Raw genomic sequence first — 20,256 nt, 5'->3', positions numbered from 1 at the left:
AGCCGGGGAACAGGAGACGTAAACGGCTGGCGAGCCGCCGACAGACGCAACGGCTCGGCTCGCGACCGTGTGCCGCTAGAACAGCCGTCCGCCGTTCGGCACCGGCTTGCCCGGCTGCACCAGCACGACCTTGCCGTCGGCATCGGGAAATCCGAGCGTCAGCACTTCCGATACGACCGGCCCGATCTGGCGCGGGGGAAAATTGACGACGGCCGCGACCTGTTGCCCCACCAGCGTCTCGAGCGGATGGTTCTCGGTGATCTGCGCCGAGCTCTTGCGCACGCCGATCGCCGGGCCGAAGTCGATCCACAGCCGCCAGGCCGGCTTGCGCGCCTCCGGGAACGGCTTGGCATCGACGATGGTGCCGACGCGGATATCGACCGCGAGGAAGCTGTTGAAGTCGATGGTCGGCGACGGGGCCGCGGCGGGATCGTGGGTGACGTGCATGATGAGTCCGTTGACAGAGTTCGTAAGCTTCGCTCGCAATATTGTCGCGCGAACCGGAGTTTCGTACAACGCCGCAGCCGAAGCATCACGCATGCGAGAGGAACGTCTTGCCCAACATCATCTACGGCATCAAGAACTGCGACACCATGAAGAAGGCGCGCGCCTGGCTCGACAGCCATGGCGTTGCCTATGAGTTTCACGACTACAAGACGGCGGGCGTCGAGAAGGACAAGCTCAAGCAGTGGAGCGACAAGCTCGGCTGGGAGATTCTGCTCAATCGTGCCGGCACGACCTTCAAGAAGCTGCCCGACTCCGACAGGGAGGGTCTTACCGAAAAGAAGGCACTGGCGTTGATGCTAGCGCAACCATCGATGATCAAGCGTCCGGTGCTGGAAGTCGGCGGCAAGCTGCTGGTCGGCTTCAAGCCGGACATCTACGCCAAGGAAGTCAGGGCGAAGTAAGTCGGCGCCAAATCGCGCTGAAGGCTAGTTCAGCTCGATGATCTCGGTGGCGTCGGCGGGACCGGACTGGTCCGCGAACTCGACGACGTCGGCGGCCGCGATACGGCCGGGGGCGCGATGAAAGAGGTCGCGATCGATCACGGCGCGCAGCTTCGGTCGCGGCGGCGCGTCATTTCCGCGCATCAGATTCTTGATCTCGAAGCCGCCGTCCTCGCAGAAGGTCTTGAGCGAGGCGATGATGTGACAGACCTTGCCGTCGGTGAGGAACGGCAACAGCAGGCGTTCGTAGGCGACGATGCGCCCATAGATGTCGTCGACGTCGGCAACGCTGTAGACCGGAAGCCCGCGCGCGACGCATTCGTAATAGATGGGCATCACGGAGGGCACGAGCCGCGGCCCGATATATTCATCCAGCGGCACGCCTTTGCCGGTGTGTCCATAGGCGCGCGAGATCCGCGTGCCTTCGCTCTGGATGATGAGGCGCGGCACCGGAGTTGAGGCGTCAACGGTATAATAGATGAGATCGGACAGCTCTTCCTCGAGCCGCGCAGGTTGATACTCCCAGATCGCCGGCGCGATCTGCTGGCGCGCGTAGAGCCGCAGCCACGTGTTCAGGAGATCACGCTGCCTGATCGACTTGACGGCGGAGGGAGCGGCGCTTGCGAAATCCAAAACAATATTCCCGGCAGATCGAAACCCGCGCATCATCCATGCCGCGGGAAAATTTTCTATGAAGGCTGGCGCGCGGGACGAAAGACCGTTAACGACGGCTTGACGACCGGTGCTTTCTTGAACCGGAAGGCCGGGCAGGCGTGACATCAAAACATCTCCGACTAAGGGAGCATTTGTATCCCAGCCGGAGACCTGATCTGCTCAGCTTTCCGCCTTGCCTAACCCCCGTCACCTCCGGCATATTCCGCGCCCGGAGGCGGCGTTCCGGGAAGGCTCCAAGGCCTCCTGAAAGCCGAAGCAACAAGGACAGCCACGCGGGTCGCGCGGGCAGGGGGAAATCTGTTTGGCCGATGAGTTCATTCTCGAAACGGAAGGCTTGACCAAGGAGTTCGCGGGCTTCTTCGCTGTCCGCGACGTTGCGCTCAAGGTCCGCCGTGGGAGCATTCACGCGTTGATCGGCCCGAACGGCGCCGGCAAGACGACGTGCTTCAATCTTTTGACCAAGTTCCTCAGGCCGTCCGCCGGGAAGATCCTGTACAAGGGACAGGACATCACCGCGATGGCGCCGGCCGACGTGGCCCGCATGGGACTGGTGCGATCGTTCCAGATCTCGGCGGTGTTTCCGCATATGACCGCATTGGAAAACGTTCGCGTCGCGCTTCAGCGCCAGCACGGCAGTTCCTTCGATTTCTGGCGCTCCAAGTCCGTGCTCAACCGTTTCAACGATCGCGCACGCGATCTGTTGAACGATGTCGGCCTCAGCGAGTTTGCCAATACGCCTGCGGTCGAGATGCCCTACGGGCGCAAGCGCGCACTCGAGATTGCAACCACGCTCGCGCTCGACCCCGAGATGATGCTGCTGGACGAGCCGATGGCCGGCATGGGCCACGAGGACATCGACAAGATCGCGGCGCTGATCAAGCGCATCTCCGCGAAATACACCATCCTGATGGTCGAGCATAATCTGAGCGTCGTGGCGAATCTCTCCGACATCATCACCGTGCTGACGCGCGGGCAGGTTCTCGCGCAGGGCCATTACAGCGAGCTCACCAAGGACGAACGCGTCAAGGAAGCCTATCTGGGAGCCGGTCATGCCTGACACTGCGATCGCCGAGGCTCCGGCAAAGGCTGCGAGCGGCGGAAACATCCTCCAGGTCCGCAACCTCGAGGCCTGGTATGGCGAGTCCCACATCCTGCATGGGATCAATTTCGACGTGAACGCGGGCGAGGTTGTCACCCTGCTCGGGCGTAACGGCGCCGGCAAGACGACCACGCTGAAGTCGATCATGGGCATCATCGGCAAGCGTACCGGCTCGGTGAAGTTCAACACCCAGGAGATCATCCGCACGACCTCCGATAAGATCGCGCGCATGGGCATCGCGTTCTGCCCGGAAGAGCGGGGGATATTCTCCAGCCTCGACGTGCGGGAGAATTTGTTGTTGCCGCCAGTGGTCCGCGAAGGCGGACTGCCGCTCGAGCAGATCTTCGACCTGTTTCCGAACCTGAAGGAGCGGCTCAACAGCCAGGGCACGAAGTTGTCCGGCGGCGAGCAGCAGATGCTGGCGATCGCGCGCATCCTGCGCACCGGTGCGAGCTTCCTGATGCTGGACGAGCCGACCGAAGGGTTGGCGCCAGTCATCATCCAGCAGATCGGCCACACCATTGCGCGGCTCAAGAAGGAGGGCTTTACGATCCTCCTGGTCGAGCAGAACTTCCGGTTCGCATCCACCGTTGCCGACCGCTACTACGTGGTCGAGCACGGCAAGATCATTGACGGATTTTCCAATGCGGAGCTTGCCGCCAACATGGACAAGCTCCACACTTATCTCGGCGTCTAGGCATGATCCGGAAGGCGTGAAGCGATTTTCCGAAAAGATCATGCTTAAACAGAAGAACTGCCAACGAGAAAATTCAAAAAGGAAAGTTGCATGAAGACCAGGTCGATTGCATCATTGCTGCTGACCACCGCGCTCACCTTCGCCGCAGCCGGCGTCGCGTCCGCGCAGGACAAGACCGTCAAGATCGGCGCGCTGTCCGATCAGTCAGGACTCTATGCCGATCTCGGCGGCCCCGGCTCGACGCTCGCAGCGCAGATGGCCGTTGAAGATTCCGGCCTTACCGCCAAGGGCTGGAAGATCGACATTGTCTCCGGCGATCACCAGAACAAGCCCGACATCGGCACCGCGATCGCGCGGCAGTGGTTCGACGTCGACAAGATCGATGTCATCGTGGACGTGCCGAATTCCGGTGTGGCGCTCGCCGTCAACAACGTCATCAAGGAAAAGAACGGCGTCTACATCAACTCTGGTGCGGCGACCTCCGACCTCACCAACGCGCAGTGCTCACCCAACACCGTGCACTGGACCTACGACACGTACATGCTGGCCCACACCACGGGCCAGGCGCTGGTGAAGGCGGGTGGCGACAGCTGGTTCTTCCTGACCGCGGACTACGCCTTCGGTGCGGCGCTCGAGCGCGATACAACGGCCGTTGTCACCGCCAATGGCGGCAAGGTGGTCGGCGGCGTGAAGCATCCGCTGAACACGCCGGACTTCTCGTCCTTCCTGCTCCAGGCGCAGGCCTCCAAGGCCAAGATCATCGGCCTTGCCAATGCCGGCGGCGACACCACCAACGCCATCAAGCAGGCGGCCGAGTTCGGCATCGTCAAGGGCGGCCAGAAGCTCGCCGCGCTCCTGCTGTTCCTCACCGACGTCAAGGCGATCGGTCTGGAGACCGCGCAGGGCCTCAACTTCACCGAGACGTTCTACTGGGACATGAACGACCAGACCCGGGCGTTCTCGAAGCGCTTCGCCTCGAAAATGAAGAACAACGCGCCGCCGACCATGGTGCAGGCCGGCGTCTATGCCGGCGTGCGCCACTATCTCAAGGCGCTGGACGCACTCGGCGGCAATCCTCACGACGGCGTCAAGGTCGTCGAGAAGATGAAGTCGATGCCGACGGAGGACGATCTGTTCGGCAAGGGCGAGATCCAGCCGAACGGCCGCACCATCCACAGCGCCTATCTGTTCGAGGTCAAGAAGCCCTCGGAGTCCAAGGGCCCGTGGGACTTCTACAAGCTGGTCGGCACGGTGCCGGGCGATCAGGCCTTCACGCCGCTGTCCGAGAGCAAGTGCGCGCTGTTGAAGAAGTAGGATAACGGCCCGCAGGCCTTTGAGGCCTGCGGGCGACTTTCAGGGGAACGCCGAAGGGACCGGGTGCGGGATCGATGCAGGCACTTTACGCTCAGCTACTGGTGGGACTGATCAACGGCTCGTTCTACGCGCTGCTCAGTCTCGGGCTTGCCGTGATCTTCGGCATGCTCAACATCATCAATTTCGCCCACGGCGCTCTCTACATGATGGGCGCCTTCGTCGCCTATTTCCTGCTGAACAATGATTATCTCAGTATCGGCTACTGGCCGGCATTGATCGTCGCTCCGATCGTCGTCGGCATCTTCGGCATGATCCTGGAACGGACCATGCTGCAATGGCTGACCGGGCTTGACCATCTCTACGGCCTGCTGCTGACCTTCGGCATTGCGCTGATCGTGCAGGGCGTGTTCCAGAACTATTTTGGATCGTCGGGCCTGCCTTATGCCATTCCTGACCAGCTCAAGGGCGGCATGAATCTCGGCTTCATGTTCCTTCCGGTCTATCGCGGCTGGGTCGTCGTGTTCTCGCTTATCGTGTGTCTGGCGACCTGGTACCTGATCGAGAAGACGCGGCTCGGCGCTTACCTCCGCGCCGCGACCGAAAACCCGACGCTGGTCCGCGCCTTCGGCATAAACGTGCCGCGCATGATCACGCTGACCTACGGTCTCGGCGTCGGCCTTGCCGCGCTCGCCGGCGTGCTCTCGGCGCCGATCAACCAGGTGCGGCCGCTGATGGGCGCCGACCTCATCATCGTCGTGTTTGCCGTGGTGGTGATCGGCGGCATGGGATCGATCATGGGCTCGATCATCACCGGTTTCGCTCTCGGCGTGATCGAGGGCCTGACCAAGTATTTCTACCCCGAGGCCTCCAACACCGTCGTGTTCGTGCTGATGGTGCTGGTGCTCTTGGTGAAGCCATCGGGATTGACGGGAAGGGCGGCCTGATATGACAGCCTTGACGGACGATACGCTGCGGGCGACCCCGCGCGCGATGCGTGACGAGATGATCGTGTTTGCGGTGATGGCGCTGCTGCTGGCGTCGGTGCCGTTCACGGGGGTCTATCCGTTCTTCGTGATGCAGGCGCTGTGCTTCGCGCTCCTCGCCTGCGCCTTCAACCTTCTGATCGGCTATGGCGGCCTGCTGTCGTTCGGCCACGCGATGTTCTTAGGCACGGCCGGCTATTGCAGCGCGCATGCGCTGAAGGTGTGGGCGTTGCCGCCGGAGCTCGGCATCCTCGTCGGCGTCGCCGGTGCTTTCGTGCTCTCGATCGTGACCGGCTACATCTCGATCCGCCGCCAGGGCATCTATTTCTCGATGATCACGCTGGCGCTGTCGCAGCTCCTGTACTTCATCTACCTCCAGGCGCCGTTCACCCATGGCGAAGACGGCATTCAGGGCATTCCGCAGGGGCACATGTTCGGCGTCCTCGATCTCTCCAAGCCGACGGTCCTGTACTACGTCGTGCTGGTCGGCTTCCTCGCCGGCTTCCTGTTGATCTTCCGCATCATCAACTCGCCGTTCGGCGAGGTGTTGAAGTCGATCCGCGAGAACGAGCAGCGCGCGATCTCGCTCGGCTACCGGACCGACCAGTACAAGTTCCTGGCCTTCGTCCTGTCGGGCACGCTGGCCGGCTTCGCCGGATCGCTGAAGGTGTTCGTGGCGCAAAATGCCTCGCTCACCGACGTACACTGGTCGATGTCGGGCGAAGTCGTGCTGATGACGCTGGTCGGGGGTCTCGGGACCATCTTCGGACCCGTGGTCGGCGCCTTCGTGATCATCGCCATGCAGCAATATCTGGCGAGCTTCGGCCAATGGGTGACGGTGATCCAGGGCTCGATCTTCGTGATCTGCGTGCTCACCTTCCGCCGCGGCGTCGTCGGTGAAATCGCGCATTACTTCCGGCGTTCGCTCTAAGTAATTGATTTAAGGTCAATTTACCCGCTTCGTGAAAGTGGTGGATGATCCGGCGCCGCGGGCGTGAGGTGGCACGCGCGCGGACCGAAAATGGTCTATGACAGTTTCGTGACGGCCCTTCCGGGCCGGGCCATTTCCAACCGGTAGTCTATCCCCATGATGCGATGGTTTCGCGCTTTCCTGCCCAAGGAAGAACGGTTCTTCGACCTGTTCGACCGCCATGCCCAGACCGTGATCCAGGGCTCGATCGCGCTCCAGGGCATGCTCAACGGGGGCGAGGAGACGCCGGTCTATTGCCAGCGCGTCAACCAGTTCGAGAACGATGCCGACAACATCACCCGTGAGGTGCTGACGGCGGTGCGCCGCACCTTCATCACGCCGTTCGACCGCGGCGACATCAAGAACCTCATCACCTCGATGGACGATGCCATCGACCAGATGCAGCAGACCGCCAAGGCCGTGATGCTGTTCGAGGTCCGCGCCTTCGAGCCGCCGATGCGCGAGATCGGCGGGCTTCTGATCGAATGCGCCAATCTGGTCGGCCGTGCGCTGCCCCTGATGCAGCAGATCGGCAAGAACGTGGCCATGCTGACCGCCATCACGGAAGAGCTGACCAAGCTCGAGGGCCGGGTCGACGATCTCCACGACATCGGGATGAAGGAGCTGTTCCTCAAGCACCGCGACGGCAACGCGATGGATTTCATCGTCGGTGTCGAGATCTACGACCATCTCGAAAAGGTCGCCGATCGCTTCGACGACGTCGCAAACGAGATCAACAGCATCGTCATCGAGCAAGTGTAGCGCATGATCCGGAAAAATGTGCAGCGGTTTTCCTTCGCGACAAACGCGGAACGCGTTTGCGCGGAGATCATGCGAAAACTTTAAGGCAGGGGCCTCGCCGTGGATGCTGCGTTGGGTCTTCCCGTCCTGGTCGGACTGATCGCCGTCGCGCTGCTGTTCGACTTCTTGAACGGCCTGCATGACGCTGCCAATTCGATCGCGACCATCGTCTCGACCCGCGTGCTGCGGCCGCAATTCGCGGTGTTCTGGGCCGCTTTCTTCAATTTCGTCGCCTTCATGGTGTTCGGGCTGCACGTCGCCCAGACCATAGGCACCGGCATTATCGATCCCTCAATCGTCGATGCCCACGTGATCTTCGCGGCGCTGGTCGGCGCCATCGTCTGGAACCTCGTGACCTGGGCGCTCGGCATCCCGTCTTCGTCGTCGCATGCGCTGATCGGCGGGTTGTTCGGTGCCGGCGTGGCCAAAGCCGGGATTTCGGCGGCGGTCTGGAGCGGATTGTCCAAGACGGTGATCGCCATCGTGCTGTCTCCGCTGGTCGGCTTCCTGCTGGCGATGCTGCTGGTTGCGATCGTCTCCTGGGCCTCGGTGCGATCGACGCCCTTCGCCGTGGATCGCGCCTTCCGCATCCTGCAATTCGCCTCCGCCTCGCTCTATTCGCTCGGCCATGGCGGCAATGACGCGCAGAAGACCATGGGCATCATCGCCGTGCTGCTCTATTCACAGGGCCATCTCGGCAGCGAATTCTCGGTGCCGTTCTGGGTCGTGCTGTCCTGCCAGGCCGCGATGGCGATGGGCACGCTGATGGGCGGCTGGCGCATCGTCCGCACCATGGGCCTGCGCATCACGAAACTGACGCCGATGCAGGGCTTTTGCGCCGAAACTGGCGGCGCCGCGACCCTGTTCATGGCGACCTTCCTCGGGGTTCCCGTCTCGACCACCCATACCATCACCGGCGCCATCGTCGGCGTCGGCGCCGCCCGCCGCCTCTCGGCGGTGCGCTGGAACGTCGCCAGCTCGATCGTCTATGCCTGGGTGATCACGATGCCGGCCTCGGCGATCGTCGCCGCGCTGACCTGGTGGGCCGTCAGGATTTTCGTCAAGTAACGAGCTTCAGCCCGATGATACCGGCAACGATCAGTCCGATGCTGGCCAGGCGAAGCGCGGTCGCCGGCTCGCCGAACAGGATGATCCCGAGCGTCGCCGTGCCGACCGCGCCGATGCCGGTCCACACCGCATAGGCGGTCCCGACGGGCAGCGATTTGAGCGCGAGCCCAAGCAGGATGACGCTGCCCGCCATCGCCGCGAGCGTGATGACGGAGGGAACAAGCCTGGTGAAACCCTCGGTGTATTTCAGGCCGATCGCCCAGGTGATCTCGAGAAGACCGGCGACGAACAGGATGCTCCAGGCCATGACGACCCTCCATTCAAGGCAGGGTCGTCCCCGCGGCTGATATGCTGGTGGATAGGAGGGCCGTCCCTCCCAAACGGCGATATGGGGCTGGCCGAAGGGCTCCGCAATTACCACATCAGGCTTGATCCGGCCCATTTTCCCTGCCAAACGCTCCCGCCATGTCCGACATCGCCACCACCACAGCCGAATCGCCGGCCCGTTCCCCGCTTGCCGCTGAAGTGGCGCGGCGGCGCACCTTTGCGATCATCTCCCACCCCGACGCCGGCAAGACCACGCTGACCGAAAAGCTGCTGCTGTTCGGCGGCGCCATCAACCTCGCCGGTCAGGTCAAGGCCAAGGGTGAGCGGCGCAACACGCGCTCGGACTGGATGAAGATCGAGCGCGAGCGCGGTATCTCGGTCGTGACGTCCGTGATGACCTTCGAGTTCGAGGGCCTCGTGTTCAACCTGCTGGACACGCCGGGCCACGAGGACTTTTCGGAAGACACCTATCGCACGCTGACGGCCGTCGATTCCGCCGTCATGGTCATCGACGCCGCCAAGGGCATCGAGGCGCGCACCCGAAAACTGTTCGAGGTCTGTCGCCTGCGCGACATTCCGATCATCACCTTCATCAACAAGATGGACCGCGAGAGCCGCGACGTGTTCGAGCTGCTGGACGAGATCGAGAAGACGCTGGCGCTCGACACCACGCCGATGACCTGGCCGGTCGGCCGCGGCCGCGACTTCCTCGGCACCTATGACGTCGTCAATGGCGGCGTGCGCCTGCTCGAAGGCGGCGGCGCCAAGACCGGCGCGGCGCAGCAGATCGAGATCGAGGAGCTTGCCAAGCTCAACGCCAATCTCGACGTCTCCGCGGTGAAGGACGAGCTCGAGCTCGTCACCGAGGCTTCAAAACCGTTCGAGCTGGAGGCGTTTCGCGAGGGCCACTTGACGCCGGTCTATTTCGGCAGCGCGCTGCGCAATTTCGGCGTCGGCGACCTCCTGGAGGGCCTCGGCAAGTTCGCGCCCGAGCCGCGTGCGCAGGAGAGCGACCAGCGCAAGGTCGAGGCGACCGATCCGCGCATGAGCGCCTTCGTGTTCAAGATCCAGGCGAACATGGATCCGAACCACCGCGACCGCATCGCCTTTGCGCGCCTGTGCTCGGGCAAGCTCAGCCGCGGCATGAAGGCGAAACTGGTGCGCACCGGCAAGAGCATGCCGCTGTCGAGCCCGCAATTCTTCTTCGCGCAGGACCGTTCGGTGGCGGATGAGGCCTTTGCCGGCGACGTCGTCGGCATTCCCAACCACGGCACGCTGCGCATCGGTGATACCCTGACCGAGGGCGAGGATTTCAACTTCGTCGGCGTGCCGAGCTTTGCGCCGGAAATCGTCCGCCGCGTCCGTCTCACCGACGCGATGAAGGCGAAGAAGCTGAAGGAAGCGCTTCAGCAGATGTCGGAAGAGGGCGTCGTCCAGGTATTCCGCCCGCGCGACGGTGCACCGGCGCTGGTCGGCGTGGTCGGCGCGCTCCAGCTCGACGTGCTGAAGGCACGGCTGGAGGCGGAATATTCCCTTCCGGTCGAGTTCGAGGTCAGCGAGTTCCAGCTTGCGCGCTGGGTTTCTTCAGACGATCGCAAGAAGCTCGACACTTTCATCGCCGCCAACACCTCGAGTATCGCCGACGACGTCGATGGTGATCCCGTCTATCTGGCGAGGAACGAGTTCTATCTCGGCTACACCAGGGAACGCGCCGAGGGCATCGAGTTCACCAACGTCAAGGACGTCAAGAAGAAGGGATAACGCGCGCCAAGGCCGCCTAAACGCGAGCATGTGAACGCGCGCGCACTTGACGCTTTCGCGACGAATGCCACCTTTCGTCCACAGTGGCATTGAGAGTTCGCATACCATGTGGCGCGGCATTCTCCTTCTTATACTGCTGGCGATATCGACGGTGGCCGCCGACGCGCAGCGGCGCCAGATCAATCCCATCCCGTTTGCGCATGAACCGTGCAGCGTGCTCGACAACCGGCCCTGCACGCCGTCCTATTGCAGCCCGCTCGAGCCCGGGCCCTGCATTCCCGAGATCGACTATCCTTACGGCCAGAATCTCCAGCTCACGATCGTCAGCGTGCCGTCCGAATCCGACCGCGCCAAATACCGGAAGCCGGATCACGATCTCGATACGATCGGCGACCTCTTCGCCGAATTGCGCACTTGCTGGTCGCCGCCAGCGGACAACGCGCGGGCCGGCATGCAGATGTCGGTGCGCTTCAGCTTCAACAAGGCGGGCGGCCTGATCGGTCCGCCACGCCTCACATACGCCACCGCGGGCGTCCCGGCCGACACCCGCACGACCTATCTGAACGCCATCGATGCTTCGCTGAAGGCCTGCTTGCCGCTGAAATTCACCAGCGGTCTCGGCGGCGCCCTGGCAGGGCGGCCGATCGCGATCCGCTATGTCGACAATCGGCAGCTCGGCAAGTAGCGCATCGGTTGCGACCGACCGCCAATCGATGCTACGCCAGAGGCGGGCGCTGGTTGAGGGGAGGATGTCGTGGGTCTGCTGGTCATGATCCTGGGGCTGGTGCTGTTTTTCGCGGCGCATGTCTTCACAACGAAACGCGAGGCGCGCGCGCAGGCCATCGCGAGGCTGGGCGAGGGGACCTACAAGATCCTTTATGCGCTCGTCTCACTCGCGGGGCTCGCGCTGATCATCTGGGGCTTTGGTCATTACCGTGCGACCGGCTGGATCGACGTCTGGTATCCGCCGAAGGCGATGAAGCACATCACGCTCGCGCTGATGCTGCCCGCGGTCATCCTGGTTGTCGCGTCATACCTGCGCGGCCGTATCTACGCGACGCTGAAACATCCGATGCTGGCCGGCATCAAGCTGTGGGCGGCCGCGCATCTCCTCGCCAATGGCGATCTCGGTTCCATCATCCTGTTCGGCTCGTTCCTGGGCTGGGCGGTGTTTGACCGCATTTCGTTGAAGCATCGCACTGACGCTGGCGGCCCGCCGATTCCGGTAGGCGGCGTCTCCAACGATCTGATCGCGGTCGCGGTCGGCGTCGTTGCCTATCTGGCGCTGGCGTTTGCATTCCATCCTGTCGTGATCGGGGTTCCTGTCGTAGGGGTCTGACAATGTCCGTCCAATCCGCCATCAGGCGCAAGACCGCGCCCGACCTCCGCATTCGCAAGAATGGCGAGCCGATCGTGATGCTGACCTCCTATCACGCGCACACCGCCGCGCTGGTCGACAGGCACTGCGATGCGATCCTGGTTGGCGATTCCCTTGGCAATGTCATGCATGGCTTCGAGACCACGGTGCCCGTGACGCTTGAGATGATGATCCTGCAGGGCTGCGCGGTGATGCGCGGCTCCAGCCAGGCGCTCGTCGTCGTCGACATGCCGTTCGGTTCCTACGAAGGCTCGAAGGAGCAGGCCTTCCAGTCGGCGGTGCGGATCATGAAGGAAACGCTGTGCGGCGCGGTCAAGCTCGAGGGCGGCGCGCGGATGGCGGAGACGGTGGCGTTTCTCTCCGAGCGCGGCATTCCCGTGATGGGCCATATCGGGCTGACGCCACAGTCGATCAACACGCTTGGCTCGTTCCGCGCACAGGGCCGCGAGGAGGCGAACTGGGCTCCGATCGAGAATGACGCCAGGGCGATCGCAGAGGCGGGGGCCTTCTCTATCGTGATCGAGGCGGTCGCCGAGCCGCTGGCGCGCAAGATCACGCAATCGATCGCAGTTCCTACCATCGGCATTGGCGCGAGCGCAGCCTGCGACGGCCAGATTTTGGTGCTGGAAGATATGCTCGGCTTGTCGCCGCGGTCGCCGAAATTCGTGCGCCGCTATGGCAATCTCGGGCCGGCGATCGAGGAAGCCATCGCGGGCTATGCGCGCGACGTGAAGAGCCGGGCCTTCCCGGGCCCGGAGCATGTCTACGACATGAAGAAGAGCTGAGGAGGGGCGCGCATGGACTGGTCGCAGCACGCACTTCCGTCGATGCGGCTTGAGCCGCGCTTCGGCGACCGCGTCGTGCCGGCCTTTGTGAAGCGGCCGGGCAGCGTTTGGGCGATGATTGCGGAAGCGGTTGCGCAGAACGCCGATGGCGAGGCCCTGATCTGCGGTCATGTCCGGCTGAGCTGGCGCCAGGTCGTCGACCGGGCCGCCCGGATCGCCGAGGGCTTTCGCAAGCTCGGCCTCAAGCGCGGTGATCGCGTGGCCATCCTGCTGGGCAACCGCATCGAATTTCCGCTGCTGCTGTTTGCCGCCGCGCATGAGGGGCTGGTCACGGTTCTGCTCAGCACGCGTCAGCAGAAGCCGGAGATTGCCTATGTGCTCACCGATTGCGGCGCCAAGATCCTGATCCACGAGGCAGGGCTCGCCGGGCGGCTGCCGGATGCGCGGGATGTGCCCGATGTGATCCACCGCGTTGCCGTCGACGACGACCCGCATGCGTCGCGCTTCGCAGTGCTCGCTGACAAGGCCGCGGCCGCCGCGCCCGTCGACGTGAGCGAAGAGGACACGGCGATGATCCTCTACACCTCGGGCACGACGGGCAAGCCAAAGGGCGCGATGCTGGCCCATTGCAACATCGTGCATTCCTCGATGGTGTTTGCGTCCTGCCTGCAATTGACGGAAGCGGACCGTTCGATCGCGGCCGTGCCGCTCGGTCACGTCACTGGTGTCGTCGCCAACATCACGACCATGATCCGCTGCGGCGGCGCGCTGATCATCATGCCGGCGTTCAAGGCCGCCGATTATCTCAAGCTCGCTGCGCGCGAGCGCGTCACCTACACGGTGATGGTTCCGGCAATGTACAATCTCTGCCTGCTCCAGCCCGATTTCGACAGCTACGATCTGTCGAGCTGGCGCATCGGCGGCTTTGGCGGCGCGCCGATGCCGGTCGCGACCATCGAGAGGCTCAAGGCGACGATTCCCGGCCTGAAGCTGATGAACTGCTACGGCGCGACCGAGACGACATCGCCCTCGACGATCATGCCGGGCGAACTGACGGCGAGCCATATCGACAGCGTGGGCCTGCCGTGTCCCGGCGCGCGCATCGTCGCGATGGGACCCGATGGGCGCGAGCTGCCCCATGGCGAGATCGGCGAGCTCTGGATTCAGAGCGCCTCCGTCATCAAGGGTTACTGGAACAACCCGAAAGCCACGACCGAGAGCTTCACCGGTGGGTTCTGGCACTCGGGCGATCTGGGGTCAGTCGATGCGGACGGTTTTGTCCGCGTCTTCGACCGCCAGAAGGACATGATCAATCGCGGCGGGTTGAAGATCTATTCCGCGGAGGTCGAGTCCGTGCTGGCGGGCCACCCCGCGGTGATCGAGAGCGCGATCATTGCCAGGGCTTGCCCGGTGCTCGGTGAGCGCGTCCATGCTGTCGTGGTGACCCGCACCCCGGTCGCCGGCGACGTCTTGCGGGCCTGGTGCGCGGAGCGGCTGTCCGACTACAAGGTCCCCGAAACCATGGCGATCACCACCGAGCCGCTGCCGCGCAACGCCAATGGCAAGGTGCTGAAGCGGCAGTTGCGGGAGCACTTGGGAACCTGAGCCGGGCAGGGGCTTCTTCCGGGCTCTCCCGGGTGGTTAACGCCTTGATCGGGCTCGCTTTGCCTTGCCACCGCCATATCGTTAGGCTACCTCGCCGCCACGCGGGGGACGGGATTCCTGACGCGAACGCTGTGGCGCGCGCACCCGGACGGGCATGGGATTAGCATAAGTGTCTGAATTATTTGACGAAGTCGACGAGGAAGTACGTCGCGAACAGCTCAAGAAGCTGTGGGAAAAATATTCGATCTACTTCATCGCCCTGATGGTGCTCATCGTGGCCGCTGTGGGCGGCTGGCGCGGCTACCAGTATCTGGAGGCCAAGAAGGCCGCCGAGGCCGGCGCCGCCTTCGAGAAGGCCGTCGAGCTGTCAGAGCAGGACAAGCATGCGGAGGCCGAGACGGCCTTCACTGAGCTCGCCGCCAAGGCTCCGTCGGGCTATCGCACTCTGGCGCGGCTGCGTGCTGCGGCCGAGGCCGCTAGCCGCGATCCCAAGGCCGCCGCCAAGATGTACGACGACATTGCCGCCGACCGCGGCGTCGGCGGCGAGTGGCAGGATCTGGCGAAGATCCGCGCCGCCGGCCTGCTGGTCGACAGCGCCAGCTACGCCGACATGCAGCAGCGGCTGGAGGCTTCCGCCACACCCAAATCGACCTTCCGCCACAGCGCCCGCGAGTTGCTGGCGCTGTCGGCCTGGCGCAACAACGACACGACCGCAGCCCGCAAATGGCTCGACGCGATCGCAGAGGACGGCGAAACGCCGCCGGGCCTGCGCTCGCGCGCCGAGGCGCTCCAGGCCCTGCTGCCGCCCGTCGCCAAAAGCTGACGGTCCCGAGAGCTGAGACGAGACACCGATATGCGCCGCACGCCACGCTTGATCGCAGCCGCCGTCCTGATCGCCTTCACGGGCGTGCTGGGCGGCTGCTCCAGCTTCGATCCGAGCGACATGCTCGATTTCCTCGACACCAAGAAGAAGCTGCCAGGCGACCGCAAGCCGGTCTTCCCGGAGGGCGTGCCGGGCCTCGAGCAGGGTGTGCCGAAGGACATGTACAAGGGCGCACAGCAGCAGCCCGATCCGAATGCGCCTGCCGTTGCGGCTTTGCCCACGGAGCCGCCGCCTGAGCCGGCCAAGCCGGCGAAGGGTGCGAAAGCGAAAAAGACCAGACAGCCGGCTGCCAGCGCGGCCGCGCCCGCCGATGCGCCTGCCGGCGAAGTCGATGGCGAGGCCCAGCCGGAGGCCGCGCCGCCCGCGGCCGCTCCGCAGCCCAAGCAGAAGATCGTACGCAAGCGCACCACCGCGCCGCCGCCCGATCAGCCCGTCCAGCAGGCCCAACCGACTCAGAGCACGCAGCAGCAGTCGCAGGGCGGCTTCCCGGCGCCGCTGCCGAGCGGCAGCTTCTCGCGCTAATAATTTCATTGCATTGACAGGCGCGGCCTTCGCAGCGCACGAATGACCGATGTCCTTCACGATTGCCATTATCGGCCGGCCCAATGTCGGCAAATCGACGCTGTTCAACCGCCTGGTTGGGCAAAAGCTCGCGCTCGTCGATGACCTGCCGGGTGTCACCCGCGACCGCCGCGAGGGTGAGGCCAGGCTCGGCGACCTCGAATTCACCATCATCGACACCGCCGGCCTCGACGAGGGCGCCAAGGGCTCGCTGACCGCGCGGATGCAGGAGCAGACCGAGGCCGCGATCGCGCAGGCCGACGCGCTGTTCTTCGTCGTCGATGCCCGCATCGGCCTGACGCCGACCGACCGCGCCTTCGCCGACTTCGCCCGCAGGGCCAACAAGCCGGTGCTGCTGGTCGCCAACAAGAGCGAAGGCAAGCATGGCGATGCCGGCGCGATGGAAGCCTTTGCGCTTGGTCTTGGCGATCCCATCCAGATCTCGGCCGAGCACGGCGAGGGCATGGGCGAGCTTTATGACGCCCTCGCCAAGCTGATGCCGGAGCCCGTCGAGGAGGATGAGGACGAGGACGACGCGCCGCTCTCCGAGGAAGAGGCCGCGACGCGCCCGATCCGGGTCGCCATCGTCGGCCGGCCGAATGCCGGCAAGTCGACGCTGATCAACCATTTGCTCGGCGAGGAGCGCCTGCTGACGAGCCCGGAGGCCGGCACCACGCGCGACTCCATCGCGGTCGAGATCAACTGGAAGGGCCGCGAATTTCGCGTGTTCGACACCGCCGGCCTGCGGCGTCGCTCGCGCATCGAGGAGAAGCTCGAAAAGCTCTCGGTCGCCGACGCGCTGCGCGCGGTGCGCTTTGCCGAAGTCGTCGTGCTGATGATGGATACGCAGAACCGCTTCGAGGAGCAGGATCTGCGCATTGCCGATCTGGTCGAGCGCGAGGGCCGCGCGCTCGTGCTCGCCGCCAACAAATGGGACCTGATGGAGACCAAGGGCGGCGGCGCGATCTCGGGCCTGCGCCGCGACGCCGACCACTGGCTGCCGCAGGTCAAGGGCGTGCCGATCGTCGCGGTATCAGGCCTGATGGGCGAGGGCATCGATCGCCTGATGCAGGCGATCCAGGACGCTTACGCGGTCTGGAACAGACGCGTGTCGACGTCAGCGCTCAATCGCTGGTTCGAGCAGGCGGTCCAGGCCAATCCGCCGCCGGCTGTGTCCGGCCGCAGGCTGAAGCTGAACTACATCACGCAGACCAAGGCGCGGCCGCCGAGCTTCGTGCTGTTCTGCTCGCGTGCCGACGCGGTGCCGCAGTCGTACCTGCGCTATTTGACCAATTCCATGCGCGAGGCTTTCGATCTGCCTGGCACGCCGGTGCGCATCACCTTGCGCGAGAAGGCCAACCCCTTCGCCCATAAGCGCAAGCGGCCGTCGTGAAGGGCAGGTCGGCTGCTCAGTGCCCTTAGAGCCACAATTTTTGCTTCGGCCGTCTTCGCGCTAAGTGCCTTTTTGGCAACAGTTCCAGAATCTCATTGGCATCTGCTGGACTGCTGGCGCAGGAGGGTGCAACTTAAGATTTTGATAAAGTAACAGCGCATCCGTGCTTGATGTGCGCGGCTGAGCGGAGGCTATTGTGATGAAGCGGAGCTTTTTCGCTGCCGCCGCAATCCTGTCTCTCATGTCTACAGGTTGCGCGATCCACCCATTGCCCGAAGACGTGACAGGCGTCAAAACCTATCACATCGTTCGCCAAATTCGATGCGAAAGCCGCGATACACTTCGACGGTTTGTCATCAAGTGGCTGCACCAGATCGGTCCTAAAGTCCCGACGGCCGAAGACCTTGCCCTGCAATACGAGAAAGAGCCGGCCTCGATAAAAGACTTCCACTACGATCTATTCAAGGGCGCGGCTCTTGTTCGTGTGCGCTCCGCTGCGAAACTGTTTTACGACGCTGGGCTCGCTTATAGTTTCGACCTCACCATGACGGAGGATAATAACCTTTCGACCGACGTGAACTTTCTCAAGCCTCTTACCAATTCGCAATACACGCTCGGTCTGCACGGTTCAGCCAACAGAGCGCGGGTAAACCAGCGCACATTCACAGCGACGGATACTTTCAGCGGTCTGCTGACAAAGGTACCTGAAGCGTATTGTGTAGGAAAAGTCGTCGGTCCAAACTACATTTATCCGATTGCGGGGCACATAGGCATCGATGCTGTTATCGAAGACTTCATCAACCTGACGCTGTTCGCCAATTTGGCAGGCGGTGATGCCAAGCCGGGCGTCGGCGGCAGTCCTCCTACCATGGCTGACAAGCTCACCTTCACCACGACGGTGTCCGCGTCTGCTGTTCCAGGAGTTACGTTTACTCCCGTAACTGATGCGTTCCAATTGACGAGCGCGACCGGAACCGGACTTGCTGATCGGACCGACGTGCATCAGGTGACGGTGGGAGTCGCGATTGCACCCACGGGGGTGGTCGAGTTGGATCCGCTTCGATCCTACCTCTTCTCCTCATCTCGCGGCGGAGCCGCAGCCGATCCGACTGATCACATCACACGGAGTCCTCTCATCGTTGGTCGGCGTGTGATCGGAGGCGGCAGCCCGTCCGAGCGGCTTGCGGTTCTGGCGGCGGATCAGGCCAAGAGCCCGGAAGTTGAAGTTAGGCGGCTTCGGTAAACCAGGAGGGCATTATGGCGAACAAGGCAAAAGGGGCGAAGAAGGCTGGCAAATCCAAGGCTGCAAAGAAGTCGTCTTCGACAAAGAAGATGCTCAGAGTTCCGCTGCACTCCGTCGTGCATTTTGTCAGGATGCTCCACGACGAAAAGCATGCGGCGAATTTTGTGAAGGCCGCACGGGATTCGAAAGCGGTCGTGGCTCTGCATCCCGCAACAGTCGACTTCGTCAAGAACTTCGTTGCGGACAAGCAACTTCACCATGCAATGGTAACCAAGGTGGTCGATCCGTGTCCGGATGATCCTTTCGAGTGTCATTTCAGGGACTGAGTTCGGAAGCCAAAGTGCGGATCCGGATTTCTCTTCTGTTCCAAGGATCAATGCGATTCTAGGATTCGGATGCCGAGATTCGATATCTGGAGGCTCCTTGTTGCCGAATACGTCTAAAGTGGCGCCGGTCCGGCGCGGGGCGGTCGCCTTCATCTTCGTCACCATCCTGCTCGACATGCTCGCGCTCGGCGTGATCATGCCGATCCTGCCAAAGCTCATAGAGAGCTTCGTCGACAACGACACCGCACACGCGGCCCGCATCTTCGGCCTGTTCGGCACCGCCTGGGCGTTGATGCAGTTCGTGTTCTCGCCGGTGCTGGGCGCGCTGTCGGATCGTTTCGGGCGGCGGCCGGTGGTGCTGCTGTCGAATTTCGGGCTCGCCGCCGACTACGTGCTGATGGCGCTGGCGCCGTCGCTGGTGTGGCTTTTCATTGGGCGCGTGATCTCCGGCATCACCTCGGCCAGCATCTCGACGGCGTTTGCCTATATTGCCGACATTACGCCGCCGGAGCGGCGCGCGGCGATCTTCGGCAGGATTGGCGCGGCCTTCGGCGCCGGCTTCATCCTGGGCCCGGCGCTCGGCGGCTTGCTCGGCGACGTCGATCCGCGCCTGCCGTTCTGGGCGTCGGCGGCTTTGAGCTTCGCCAATGCGCTCTATGGGCTCCTGGTCCTGCCGGAATCGCTGGCGCCCGACAAGCGCGCGCCGTTCCGCTGGACCAGCGCCAATCCGGTCGGGGCGCTGCGTCTGCTGCGTTCCAACGCGATGCTGGCTGCGCTGTCGGTCGTCAACTTCATCGCGCAGGTCGCGCATGTCGTGCTGCCGTCGACCTTCGTGCTCTATGCGACCTATCGCTACGGGTGGGATTCCAAGACGGTCGGGCTGACGCTCGCGATGGTCGGCATCTGCGCCATGGTAGTGCAGGGGCTCGCCATCGGCCCGATCGTGCGCGCGCTCGGCGAGCGGAACACACTGTTGCTGGGCCTGTGCTGTGGTGCGATCGGGTTCGTGATCTTTGGCGCAGCGCCGACCGGACCGCTGTTCTGGATCGGCATTCCCGTGATGTCGCTGTGGGGCATCTCGGGTGCCGCGATGCAATCGCTGATGACGCGGCTGGTCGCACCCGATCAACAGGGTCAGCTGCAGGGCGCAACCGCGAGCGTGCAGAGCGTGTCGCAGCTCGTCGGGCCGTTCCTGTTCACGCTGACGTTTTCATACTTCATCGGCACCAGCGCGCCCTGGCAATTGCCCGGCGCGCCATTCCTCCTCGCGGGCGCGCTGATGGTGGTATGCGTGGCCATTGCGATGCGGACGCTGGCGACAGTCGCATCCGCCCGGCAGACTGGTGCCCGCGAATAGGACGGTTGCGACTGTCGCCAATTCGCAACAGAGATTCCGATTCGTCGGATTCTCGCCAGACGTGCGTACATGGAGCCTTTCGG

22 protein-coding genes are annotated in these 20,256 nt (G+C 63.5%); 19 read left to right on the top strand and 3 right to left on the bottom strand.

Annotation, left to right across the window (positions count from 1 at the left end; translation table 11 throughout):
- Window positions 1-75: 75 nt before the first annotated feature.
- The gene (locus AB5K84_RS26960; protein WP_011086810.1) at window positions 76-447 is read right to left on the bottom strand and encodes a tRNA-binding protein; all 372 of its coding nucleotides are present in this window, start codon (window positions 445-447) and stop codon (window positions 76-78) included.
- Between the two features lie 107 nt (window positions 448-554).
- Here AB5K84_RS26960 and AB5K84_RS26955 point away from each other — a divergent pair, with 107 nt between their 5' ends.
- A complete protein-coding gene (locus tag AB5K84_RS26955) occupies window positions 555-908 on the top strand; it encodes an ArsC family reductase (protein ID WP_038967551.1) in 354 nt (117 codons plus the stop codon).
- Window positions 909-932: 24 nt separating this feature from the next.
- On the opposite strand, the gene AB5K84_RS26950 is transcribed toward AB5K84_RS26955, so the two are convergent.
- A complete protein-coding gene (locus AB5K84_RS26950; RefSeq protein ID WP_162185833.1) occupies window positions 933-1,613 on the bottom strand; it encodes a hypothetical protein in 681 nt (226 codons plus the stop codon).
- A 310-nt stretch (window positions 1,614-1,923) separates the two neighbouring features.
- Between AB5K84_RS26950 and AB5K84_RS26945 the strand changes: the two genes are divergently transcribed.
- From AB5K84_RS26945 to AB5K84_RS26915, 7 genes are all read left to right on the top strand, one after another.
- Window positions 1,924-2,679, top strand: coding sequence for an ABC transporter ATP-binding protein (locus AB5K84_RS26945; protein WP_011086813.1), 756 nt, complete (start codon window positions 1,924-1,926; stop codon window positions 2,677-2,679).
- A complete protein-coding gene (locus AB5K84_RS26940) occupies window positions 2,672-3,418 on the top strand; it encodes an ABC transporter ATP-binding protein (protein WP_011086814.1) in 747 nt (248 codons plus the stop codon). Before AB5K84_RS26945 ends, AB5K84_RS26940 begins: the two co-directional genes overlap by 8 nt.
- Window positions 3,419-3,508: 90 nt before the next feature.
- Complete coding sequence (locus tag AB5K84_RS26935; protein WP_011086815.1) at window positions 3,509-4,732, top strand: ABC transporter substrate-binding protein; 1,224 nt, start codon at window positions 3,509-3,511, stop codon at window positions 4,730-4,732.
- A 74-nt stretch (window positions 4,733-4,806) separates the two neighbouring features.
- Window positions 4,807-5,676: a branched-chain amino acid ABC transporter permease gene (locus AB5K84_RS26930; protein WP_011086816.1), complete on the top strand. Its 870-nt coding sequence runs from the start codon at window positions 4,807-4,809 to the stop codon at window positions 5,674-5,676.
- A gap of 1 nt (window position 5,677) precedes the next feature.
- Window positions 5,678-6,646 carry a branched-chain amino acid ABC transporter permease gene (locus AB5K84_RS26925; protein WP_011086817.1) on the top strand — a complete coding sequence of 323 codons (969 nt, stop codon included), beginning with the start codon at window positions 5,678-5,680 and terminating at the stop codon, window positions 6,644-6,646.
- A gap of 156 nt (window positions 6,647-6,802) precedes the next feature.
- Window positions 6,803-7,447 (top strand): DUF47 domain-containing protein, encoded by a 645-nt coding sequence (locus AB5K84_RS26920; RefSeq protein WP_011086818.1) that lies wholly within the window; start codon window positions 6,803-6,805, stop codon window positions 7,445-7,447.
- A gap of 99 nt (window positions 7,448-7,546) precedes the next feature.
- On the top strand, window positions 7,547-8,554 hold the full coding sequence (locus tag AB5K84_RS26915; RefSeq protein WP_011086819.1) for an inorganic phosphate transporter: 1,008 nt from the start codon (window positions 7,547-7,549) through the stop codon (window positions 8,552-8,554).
- Here AB5K84_RS26915 and sugE read toward each other — a convergent pair.
- Window positions 8,547-8,861, bottom strand: a complete 315-nt coding sequence (sugE, locus tag AB5K84_RS26910) for a quaternary ammonium compound efflux SMR transporter SugE (RefSeq protein WP_028171053.1) — start codon at window positions 8,859-8,861, stop codon at window positions 8,547-8,549. The genes AB5K84_RS26915 and sugE overlap by 8 nt on opposite strands.
- A gap of 158 nt (window positions 8,862-9,019) precedes the next feature.
- On the opposite strand from sugE, the gene AB5K84_RS26905 reads away from it, so the two are divergent.
- The 11 genes from AB5K84_RS26905 to AB5K84_RS26855 all read left to right on the top strand — a co-directional run bounded on the left by AB5K84_RS26905 (window position 9,020) and on the right by AB5K84_RS26855 (window position 20,173).
- Window positions 9,020-10,642, top strand: a complete 1,623-nt coding sequence (locus AB5K84_RS26905; RefSeq protein ID WP_011086821.1) for a peptide chain release factor 3 — start codon at window positions 9,020-9,022, stop codon at window positions 10,640-10,642.
- Window positions 10,643-10,748: 106 nt separating this feature from the next.
- A complete protein-coding gene (locus AB5K84_RS26900; RefSeq protein ID WP_028171054.1) occupies window positions 10,749-11,327 on the top strand; it encodes a hypothetical protein in 579 nt (192 codons plus the stop codon).
- Window positions 11,328-11,396: 69 nt separating this feature from the next.
- On the top strand, window positions 11,397-11,981 hold the full coding sequence (locus AB5K84_RS26895; protein WP_011086823.1) for an NnrU family protein: 585 nt from the start codon (window positions 11,397-11,399) through the stop codon (window positions 11,979-11,981).
- A 2-nt stretch (window positions 11,982-11,983) separates the two neighbouring features.
- Window positions 11,984-12,805, top strand: a complete 822-nt coding sequence (gene panB / locus AB5K84_RS26890; RefSeq protein WP_011086824.1) for a 3-methyl-2-oxobutanoate hydroxymethyltransferase — start codon at window positions 11,984-11,986, stop codon at window positions 12,803-12,805.
- A gap of 12 nt (window positions 12,806-12,817) precedes the next feature.
- A complete protein-coding gene (locus AB5K84_RS26885; protein ID WP_011086825.1) occupies window positions 12,818-14,410 on the top strand; it encodes a class I adenylate-forming enzyme family protein in 1,593 nt (530 codons plus the stop codon).
- 169 nt (window positions 14,411-14,579) lie between these two features.
- On the top strand, window positions 14,580-15,233 hold the full coding sequence (locus AB5K84_RS26880) for a tetratricopeptide repeat protein (protein WP_011086826.1): 654 nt from the start codon (window positions 14,580-14,582) through the stop codon (window positions 15,231-15,233).
- A gap of 30 nt (window positions 15,234-15,263) precedes the next feature.
- On the top strand, window positions 15,264-15,815 hold the full coding sequence (locus tag AB5K84_RS26875) for a hypothetical protein (RefSeq protein WP_011086827.1): 552 nt from the start codon (window positions 15,264-15,266) through the stop codon (window positions 15,813-15,815).
- Between the two features lie 49 nt (window positions 15,816-15,864).
- Window positions 15,865-17,247: a ribosome biogenesis GTPase Der gene (gene der, locus AB5K84_RS26870; RefSeq protein WP_011086828.1), complete on the top strand. Its 1,383-nt coding sequence runs from the start codon at window positions 15,865-15,867 to the stop codon at window positions 17,245-17,247.
- Between the two features lie 199 nt (window positions 17,248-17,446).
- A complete protein-coding gene (locus AB5K84_RS26865; protein WP_038967550.1) occupies window positions 17,447-18,490 on the top strand; it encodes a hypothetical protein in 1,044 nt (347 codons plus the stop codon).
- A gap of 14 nt (window positions 18,491-18,504) precedes the next feature.
- Window positions 18,505-18,816 (top strand): hypothetical protein, encoded by a 312-nt coding sequence (locus AB5K84_RS26860; RefSeq protein ID WP_038967549.1) that lies wholly within the window; start codon window positions 18,505-18,507, stop codon window positions 18,814-18,816.
- The gene (locus AB5K84_RS26855; RefSeq protein ID WP_011086830.1) at window positions 18,785-20,173 is read left to right on the top strand and encodes a TCR/Tet family MFS transporter; all 1,389 of its coding nucleotides are present in this window, start codon (window positions 18,785-18,787) and stop codon (window positions 20,171-20,173) included. Before AB5K84_RS26860 ends, AB5K84_RS26855 begins: the two co-directional genes overlap by 32 nt.
- The last annotated feature ends 83 nt before the right edge of the window (window positions 20,174-20,256 follow it).

Source organism: Bradyrhizobium sp. 1200_D9_N1_1 (genome assembly GCF_052075915.1).
GTDB classification, from domain to species: Bacteria; Pseudomonadota; Alphaproteobacteria; order Rhizobiales; family Xanthobacteraceae; genus Bradyrhizobium; species Bradyrhizobium diazoefficiens.
Note: the sequence above shows the minus strand (reverse complement) of the source record. Positions and strands in the feature narration are given on the sequence as shown.